Genomic DNA, 7,450 nt, shown 5'->3' with positions numbered 1-7,450 from the left:
CCCGGTAAGCGCAGCGCCACCGGGCGAAAAAACATTACCCTTCGTGCAGCCCGCACTCGCGCTTCAGCCCAAAGAATCGCGTCTCTTCTTCGGCCATTCCCGGTTCCCATTTGCGCGTGGTGTGGGTATCCCCTACTGACAGGTAGCCCTGATCCCACAGCGGATGGTACTTCAGCCCGTGTTTTTGCAGGTACTGATACACCGTGCGGTTATCCCAGTCGATGATCGGCAGCACTTTGAACACGCCACGCTGCACCGCCAGCACCGGCAGCGTTGCCCGGCTCCCGGACTGCTCCCGGCGCAGGCCGGCGAACCAGGTCTGGGCGTTCAGCTCTTTCAGCGCCCGGTTCATCGGCTCGACTTTGTTGATTTCATTGTATTTCTCAATGCCCTCAACGCCCTGCTCCCACAGCTTGCCGTAACGCGCCTCCTGCCATGCCGCGCTTTCCGTTGCGCGATAAACCTTCAGGTTCAGCCTGAGCTTGTCCGTCAGCTCGTCGATAAACTGGTAGGTCTCCGGGAAAAGGTAGCCGGTATCGGTGAGGATCACCGGAATGTCCGGGCGGATCTGATTCACCAGATGCAGGCTGACCGCCGCCTGAATGCCAAAGCTCGACGAGAGCACGTAGTCTCCCGGCAGATTTTCCAGCGCCCAGGCCACGCGCCCTTCGGCGTCGAGCTTTTCCAGCTGGGCGTTGGTTTCTGCCAGGGCCAGAATGCGTTCGACTTTTGGCAGCGCATTCAGGGCGTTTAGATCGAGTACGGACATAAGAACCTCGTTTGCCTGTTTCGCCGGGCGGCACTGCGTTTGCCCGGCCTACAAAACCCGTAGGCCCGGTAAGCGAAGCGCCACCGGGCAAAGGATGGGTTATTCCCAGAAATCCCGTGCGGGATCGAGCACCGGGCGAATGATGCCCGCGCGTACCGTAAAGTCTCCGAAGCCTTCACCCGCTTCGCGCTCTTTTGCCCAGCGCCCGACAAGCACGTCGAGGGAATCGAGAATTTCCGGCTCGGTGATGTTCTCGCGGAACATACGCGGGATGCGCGTTCCGATACGGTTACCGCCCAGGTGCAGGTTATAGCGACCCGGCGCTTTACCCACCAGCCCCAGCTCGGCCAGCATCGCGCGACCACAGCCGTTCGGGCAGCCCGTCACGCGCATAACAATATGCTCGTCCGGAATGCCGTGTTTTTCCAGAATCGCTTCCACTTTGTCGGTGAATGACGGCAGGAAACGCTCGGCTTCGGCCATCGCCAGCGGACAGGTCGGGAACGATACGCAGGCCATGGAATTTTCACGCTGCGGCTTCACCGCGTTCATCAACCCGTGCTCGCGCGCCAGCTCTTCAATTCTCGCCTTTTCGCTTTCCGGCACGCTGGCGACGATCAGGTTCTGGTTAGCGGTGATACGGAACTCGCCTTTGTGGATCTTCGCGATTTCCAGCAGGCCGGTTTTCAGCGGACGGCCCGGATAATCCAGAATACGTCCGTTTTCGATGAACAGCGTCAGGTGCCAGTTATTGTCGATGCCTTTCACCCAGCCGATGCGATCGCCGCGACCGGTAAATTCATAAGGGCGGATCGGCTCAAACGTGATGCCCGCGCGACGCTCCACTTCTTCTTTGAACGTCTCCACGCCGACGCGTTCGAGCGTGTATTTGGTTTTCGCGTTTTTACGGTCGGTACGGTTACCCCAGTCGCGCTGGGTAGTGACCACCGCTTCCGCCACGGCCAGCGTGTGTTCCAGCGGCAGGAAGCCGAACTCGGTCGCGGTGCGGGCGTAGGTTTTCTTGTTACCGTGCTCGATGGACAAACCGCCGCCCACCAGCAGGTTAAAGCCGATCAGCTTGCCGTTTTCCGCAATCGCCACGAAGTTCATGTCGTTGGCGTGCAGATCGATGTCGTTCTGCGGCGGGATCACCACCGTGGTTTTGAACTTACGCGGCAGATAGGTCTGGCCGAGGATCGGCTCCTCATCGGTGGTGGCGACTTTTTCCTGATCGAGCCAGATCTCCGCATAGGCGCGGGTGCGCGGCAGCAGGTGCTCGGAAATTTTCTTCGCCCACTCATACGCTTCGGCGTGCAGCTCGGACTCGTACGGGTTCGAGGTGCAGAGCACGTTACGGTTCATGTCGTTGGCGGTCGCCAGCGCGTCCAGGCCCACGGAGTGCAGCATCTGGTGAACCGGCTTCACGTTCTTCTTCAGAATGCCGTGGAACTGGAAGGTCTGACGGTTGGTCAGACGAATGCTGCCGTAAATCGTGTTGTCATGGGCAAACTTGTCGATCGCCTGCCACTGTTTCGTGGTGATGATCCCACCCGGCAGACGGCAGCGCAGCAGCATTGCGTGACGCGGCTCCAGCTTCTGTTCGGCACGCTCGGCGCGGATATCGCGGTCGTCCTGCTGGTACATCCCATGGAAACGGATCAGCAGGAAGTTGTCACCTTTAAAACCGCCGGTCAGGCCGTCATTCAAATCTTCGGCAATGGTACCGCGCAGGTAGTTGCTCTCTACCTTCATGCGCTCGGCATCAGTCAGTTTGCCTTCGACCACCAGTGGGCCAGGATGTTTTTCGCTCATTAGTAGACATCTCGCTGATAACGGCGCTCTACGCGCAGCTCACTTAAAAATTCATCCGCCGTTTCGGCATCCATACCGCCGAATTCGGCAATCACTTCCAGCAGTGCCTGCTCAACGTCTTTCGCCATGCGATTGGCGTCGCCGCAGACATAAATGTGGGCACCGTCATTGATCCAGCGCCACAGCTCTGCGCCCTGTTCGCGCAGTTTGTCTTGTACGTAGACTTTTTCTTTCTGATCGCGGGACCAGGCCAGATCGATGCGGGTCAGTACGCCCTCTTTGACGTAGCGCTGCCACTCCACCTGGTAGAGGAAATCTTCGGTAAAGTGCGGGTTGCCGAAGAACAGCCAGTTTTTACCCGGCGCGCCGTCTGCCGCACGCTGCTGCATGAAGGCGCGGAACGGCGCAATGCCGGTGCCCGGACCAATCATGATCACCGGCGTTTCCGGGTTCGCCGGCAGGCGGAAGTTGTCGTTGTGCTCGATAAAGACGCGCACCTCGCCCTCTTCTTCCACGCGGTCGGCAAGGAAGCTCGACGCCCCGCCCGCCCGCGCGCGGCCTTCGATATCGTAACGCACCACGCCGACGGTGATGTGGACTTCGCTTTCCACTTCAGCCTGAGAGGAGGCGATGGAGTAAAGGCGCGGCGTCAGCGGACGCAGCAGGCCAATCAGCGCGTCGGCATCCAGCTGTGCCGGGGAGAAACGTACCATATCGACAATCGGGGTTGTCGCGGCGTAATGCTGTAACTTCGCCTTATCCCCCACCAGCGGCAGGAGGGACTCGCTGCGCGTTAAGGTGGCGTAGTTCTCCACGATGTTGGCGGTATTAACCGTCAGTTCGAAATGCCACTGGAGCGCCTCGGAAAGCGGCAGCGTTTTGCCTTCAACGGAGACCGGCTCGGTGCCTTTCAGCCACAGCAGCTCGACGAGCTCTTGCACCAGCGCCGGATCGTTCTGATACCAGACGCCCAGCGCGTCGCCAGGCTGATAACGCACGCCGGCATCGCCAAGATCGATCTCAATATGGCGCACGTCTTTTTCCGAATCGCGGCCGGTGATTTTCTGGTTAACCGACAGGCTCGCCGTCAGCGGACTCTCTTTGGTGTAAGGGCTGGTGTGGATCTCGTTGACGGTGCCCGCTGCGGTAACGGCAGCCTGCGCCGGCGTCTCTTTCGGGACGCGGGCTTTCAGCACCTCAACGATGCGCGCGCGCCATTCGGCGGCGGCGGCCTGGTATTCCACATCAGCGTCTACGCGATCCAGCAGGCGCTCGGCGCCCAGCTCCGCCAGCTTGCTGTCGAAGTCTTTACCGGACTGGCAGAAGAATTCATAGGACGTATCGCCGAGGCCGAACACGGCAAAGGCCGTGCCCTCCAGCTTTGGCGCTTTTTTCGAGAACAGGAACTTGTGCAGCGCGACGGCTTCTTCCGCAGGCTCACCTTCCCCCTGCGTTGAGGCGACAACCACCAGCAGCTTTTCTGACGTGATTTGTTTGAATTTATAATCCCCGGCGTTCACCAGGTTTACGTTCAGCTTCGCGGCGAGCAGGTCATCACGCAGCGCTTCGGCCACGCGACGGGCATTGCCCGTTTGCGAGGCAGAGATCAGCGTGATGGCAGGAATTTCAACGGCAGTTGGCGGTACGCCAGCCACGGCACCCGGCTGCTGGTTCAGCATTCCCCAGAAATAGCCGGAAACCCAGGCGAGCTGGGTGGGTGAAAAATCGGAAGTCGCGGCCTGTAGGCGCGCCAGCTGCTCCGGGTTTAGGGGAAGCAAATTTGAAGGTGGGGCCTGTGTTGTCATGCGTCGTTATGTTCCAGTAGCAAAGCGGACTTTAAGCGAATAAATCCAAACTGAAGATAAGGTTAACGGCGGGGATAATAACAATTAAAGAAGGGATGGAAATAATAAATAACCAAATGGACTAACCTGTTTTAGTTATCGTTCTTAACGGTAAAAGCGATTAAATAAATAATTGAAATAAAAGAACTAAAGCCGATAAACACCGGGAATACAAGGCGGTGACCGTTCAGAGCCGTTTTAGTTAATGATAAAAATTGTGCTTTCCGGTACTATGCGGCGGTTTTTTCCGCATTCCTGAGAGCTATGATGTCCACCACACTGTTTAAAGATTTCACCTTCGAAGCCGCACACCACCTTCCACACGTTCCTGCCGGGCACAAATGTGGCCGCCTGCACGGACATTCGTTTATGGTGCGTCTTGAAATCATCGGTGAAGTCGATCCCCATACGGGCTGGATCATGGACTTCGCCGAACTGAAAGCCGCGTTTAAGCCGACCTACGATCGTCTTGATCACTACTATCTGAATGATATTCCGGGCCTTGAAAACCCAACCAGCGAAGTGCTGGCGAAATGGATTTGGGATCAGATGAAGCCGCTGGTGCCGCTGCTGAGCGCGGTCATGATCAAAGAGACCTGTACCGCAGGCTGCGTCTATCGCGGGGAGTGAATCTCCTCCGTGTCGCCCTCAAGCGGCACGAGCGGCGTAAACTCGTAGAGCACCAGCGCATTACTCTCCAGTGATTCCGTCATTTGCCAGCCGTCAAAAAGGCGTTCATCGCGTACAGAAAGCGTTGGACGCGCTTTATGGGCTATCCAGCGCCACATCTCTTCGTCAGGGCCGCTTTCGCTGCCGATACCTTCAAGCAATGGATAGAGCGCGCCGTTGTGCCGATCAAAAAGATGGCACTTGATTCGCCATTTCCCGCGCATTCCCTTCAGGTGTAAATGATACTGCTGGCGAAAGCGCTGGATGAAGGCTTCTTCACTGGAAAGGAGCGGATTAAAAACCACCACATTGCGCAGCAGCAGCTGGTAACCATTGTGATGGCGCGTGAGCAGAACACGCCCGTCGTTTACCAGCACCTCGCCCCGCAGGCGTTGCCAGAGCCAGAGTACCCAATAAACAGGACGCGGCAGACCATGGTTATACTGTAGCGCAAGGCTTGATGTATCAATGGTGTCGTTCGCGCGGGCTTCGCCCTGAAGACCCGAATCTAGCCAGAATCCCGCCAGCCAGACCTGCTCCGAAAGCCCGATCAGGTTCTGCATCAGCAACGCCCCCCGAAAAAACCAGCCATTTGTTGCCCGCGTACTGCCGGTGAGGGTATTCCAGGAGAGAAGCCAGACCGGAAGCGAACATTTGCGCAGGCGAAGGGCGGCGAGGATCTGGCGGATCTTCAGTATCGGGTAATTTTCCGTGGAGGAGAGATCGGTTGGCTCCCCCTGCGCCGGATCGAGAAGTTCATTGGCATCGGCCGAACAGGCAAGAAAATCGGCCTGCATCAGAATGGCTGAGCTGAACAGGGTATCGTCGCCCACGCCCGCGTTGACGGGTGAAAATCGGTGCCATAAACCAAACTTTGCCTGCGGAAGCCAGGTTCGTATTACCTTTTGCTGCGCCAGCCAGACCTGTTCCCGGGCCTCCTCACTCGCCTGGGCTGACCAGTGCATCACAAAGTGCCAGCCCGCGGTGACCTCTGGCGAAAAATGATTAACTGACCGGTGTAAAAAGCGGGTAAGAAGATCGCGACGGGTCGTTACGCCGGTGTGGAGCAGTACCGTCCACTGTTTTTTCGCCAGCCAGGTGAAGATCTGATGCAGATTGTACCAGCAGGCGTAGCCCGCCCGCTGCGCGTCATCCCACCCGGCGGCAAAAAGACGGCTGCTCAGAAAAGGCTCGGCGATATCAATGCCCTCAATGGTCAGGGTCTCACCGATGGCCTCCAGATTATGACGAACGTCCTCACGCAGCAAATCGTCGAGCTCGCGCAGGGTAATAACCACCCGCATACGGCGCAGCGAGGCGGAGAGAGGGTTAAGCAACTCCAGATCCAGACTCTGCTCCTGCTGCGGGTGAACGATGAGCGGCGAGGATCCCCAGCCGCGCGCCTCCGGTTCATTGAGCAGGCTGAACAGCTTGTCCACGGGGACCGGATGATGCAGCTCACGCCTGTCCGTACGAACGCGTGCGGCCTCCGGGTGCTGGCGTCGGGCCTTACGAAACTCACCCGGGGACATATTGTAAGCATGCCGAAACCGATCGCTCATCATGCGCGTGCTGGCGAACCCCTGCTCAAGCGCAATCTGGTGCAGCGGCCGATTGGTCAGGCGCAGAGCATCAGCCGCCTTTTCCAGCCGCAGGGCGGTAATGTACTGCATGAAACTGCTCCCCACCTCCTTTCGAAAGAGACGAGAAAGCCAGGCTTCAGAGACATATTCACTCGCGGCGATTTCCGCAAGCGTAATGCGGCGGGTATAACTGGCATTGATTCGCTCTATCACCCGAGCGATGCGTTTACTGTGCACAGAGGAAAGTTCACGGGGCAGCATACGGGCGGGCTGCTGAAAGCGGCTGGTCAGCAACAGCAATATCTCGCTCAGCCAGCGGTACGCCTCCAGCCGGTAGCGGTGCGGATCGTTGATGAGCGTGACCACCAAGAGCTGGCGCAACAGATCGCGAAGCGCATCGCACTGCGGCCAGACGCCTCCGGCTTCTGCCGGTACGGCATAATCATGGGCAAAAAAATCCTTGCAGAGCTGGACGATCCAGCGCCCGGAAAGGGTCACGCGCAGGGTGACGTTGGCCGTTTCACTCGCGAACTGCCAGCGCCGATGACGGTTGATGATGGCAAGTGTATTGGCCTCCAGGATCTCACGCCCCACATCGGTGCTCAGCTCTGCCCGCCCTTCCAGCACCCAAAGCAACGTCAGCGTATCGCCTTCATCCTCCACGCACTGGCGAATGTCCTGAATCTCTACCCGGAATTCATCTCCCCGCAGCTCCATACTCTTCCTCACCAAAGACAAATAATGACCTGCTCTTTTTTGTCATAACTGAATTG

At 58.1% G+C, this 7,450-nt stretch carries 5 protein-coding genes; 1 reads left to right on the top strand and 4 read right to left on the bottom strand.

Annotation, left to right across the window (positions count from 1 at the left end; translation table 11 throughout):
• Positions 1–34 precede the first annotated feature (34 nt).
• The 3 genes from cysH to cysJ all read right to left on the bottom strand — a co-directional run bounded on the left by cysH (position 35) and on the right by cysJ (position 4,386).
• Positions 35–769 carry a phosphoadenosine phosphosulfate reductase gene (gene cysH / locus IM267_RS08840; RefSeq protein WP_003862694.1) on the bottom strand — a complete coding sequence of 245 codons (735 nt, stop codon included), beginning with the start codon at positions 767–769 and terminating at the stop codon, positions 35–37.
• Between the two features lie 99 nt (positions 770–868).
• Entirely contained in the window at positions 869–2,581 is a 1,713-nt protein-coding gene (gene cysI, locus IM267_RS08835) for an assimilatory sulfite reductase (NADPH) hemoprotein subunit (protein WP_193033210.1), read from the bottom strand.
• Positions 2,581–4,386, bottom strand: a complete 1,806-nt coding sequence (cysJ, locus tag IM267_RS08830) for an NADPH-dependent assimilatory sulfite reductase flavoprotein subunit (protein WP_193033209.1) — start codon at positions 4,384–4,386, stop codon at positions 2,581–2,583. Before cysJ ends, cysI begins: the two co-directional genes overlap by 1 nt.
• A gap of 303 nt (positions 4,387–4,689) precedes the next feature.
• Here cysJ and queD point away from each other — a divergent pair, with 303 nt between their 5' ends.
• Positions 4,690–5,055, top strand: a complete 366-nt coding sequence (queD, locus tag IM267_RS08825) for a 6-carboxytetrahydropterin synthase QueD (protein WP_193033208.1) — start codon at positions 4,690–4,692, stop codon at positions 5,053–5,055.
• On the opposite strand, the gene IM267_RS08820 is transcribed toward queD, so the two are convergent.
• Positions 5,040–7,394, bottom strand: coding sequence for a helix-turn-helix domain-containing protein (locus IM267_RS08820; protein WP_193033207.1), 2,355 nt, complete (start codon positions 7,392–7,394; stop codon positions 5,040–5,042). The two genes, queD and IM267_RS08820, sit on opposite strands and share 16 nt — an antisense overlap.
• Between the last annotated feature and the right edge of the window lie 56 nt (positions 7,395–7,450).

This window comes from Enterobacter cloacae complex sp. P15RS (genome assembly GCF_014895905.1).
Taxonomy (GTDB): Bacteria; Pseudomonadota; Gammaproteobacteria; order Enterobacterales; family Enterobacteriaceae; genus Enterobacter; species Enterobacter quasihormaechei.
Note: the sequence above shows the minus strand (reverse complement) of the source record. Positions and strands in the feature narration are given on the sequence as shown.